General features: G+C 69.4%; 1 protein-coding gene. It reads left to right on the forward strand.

Annotated elements, in window-relative coordinates; genetic code table 11:
* Positions 1-1,312, forward strand: a 1,312-nt coding sequence (locus tag ACFPZN_RS56055; RefSeq protein ID WP_378293596.1) for an ATP-dependent Clp protease ATP-binding subunit, incomplete at both ends; no start/stop codon positions are given.

Genomic DNA, 1,312 nt, shown 5'->3' on the forward strand with positions numbered 1-1,312 from the left:
GGACCAGTTCGGGCGGAATCTGACGCAGGCGGCGCGTGAGGGCAAGCTCGACCCGGTGATCGGCCGGGACAAGGAGATCGAGCGGGTCATGCAGGTGCTGTCCCGCCGTACCAAGAACAACCCGGTGCTGGTGGGCGAGCCCGGTGTCGGCAAGACGGCGGTGGTGGAGGGGCTGGCGCAGAAGATCGTCAAGGGTGAGGTGCCCGAGACGCTCAAGGACAAGCAGCTCTACACCCTGGACCTGGGCGCGCTGGTGGCCGGTTCGCGTTACCGCGGTGACTTCGAGGAGCGCCTGAAGAAGGTGCTCAAGGAGATCCGCACGCGGGGCGACATCATCCTGTTCATCGACGAGCTGCACACGCTGGTGGGCGCGGGGGCGGCCGAGGGCGCGATCGACGCGGCGTCGATCCTGAAGCCCCCGCTCGCGCGCGGCGAGCTGCAGACGGTCGGCGCGACGACGCTGGACGAGTACCGCAAGCACCTGGAGAAGGACGCGGCGCTGGAGCGCCGGTTCCAGCCGATCCAGGTGGCCGAGCCGACGCTGTCGCACACCATCGAGATCCTCAAGGGCCTGCGCGACCGCTACGAGGCCCACCACCGCGTGTCGATCACCGACGGCGCGCTGGTGGCGGCGGCGCAGCTGGCCGACCGCTACATCTCCGACCGGTTCCTGCCGGACAAGGCCATCGATCTGATCGACGAGGCCGGCTCGCGGATGCGGATCCGCCGGATGACCGCGCCGCCGGACCTGCGCGCGTTCGAGGACGAGATCGCCGGCGTCCGGCTGGAGAAGGAGTCGGCGATCGACGCGCAGGACTTCGAGAAGGCGGCCTCGCTCCGGGACGGCGAGAAGCAGCTGCTGGAGAAGCGGGCGCATCGGGAGAAGGAGTGGCGGGCCGGCGACATGGACGTCGTCGCCGAGGTCACCGAGGAACTGATCGCCGAGGTCCTCGCCACCGCCACCGGCATCCCGGTCTTCAAGCTCACCGAGGAGGAGTCCGCCCGCCTCCTGCGGATGGAGGACGAGCTGCACAAGCGCGTGATCGGCCAGCACGACGCGATCAAGGCGCTGTCGCAGTCGATCCGGCGTACGCGCGCTGGTCTGAAGGACCCCAAGCGCCCGGGTGGCTCGTTCATCTTCGCGGGGCCGTCGGGTGTCGGCAAGACCGAGCTGTCCAAGACCCTCGCCGAGTTCCTGTTCGGGGACGAGGACGCGCTGATCCAGCTGGACATGTCGGAGTTCATGGAGAAGCACACCGTCTCGCGGCTGTTCGGCTCCCCGCCCGGCTACGTCGGGTACGAGGAGGGCGGC

This window comes from Actinomadura rugatobispora, from assembly GCF_042656285.1.
GTDB lineage: Bacteria > Actinomycetota > Actinomycetes > Streptosporangiales > Streptosporangiaceae > Spirillospora > Spirillospora rugatobispora.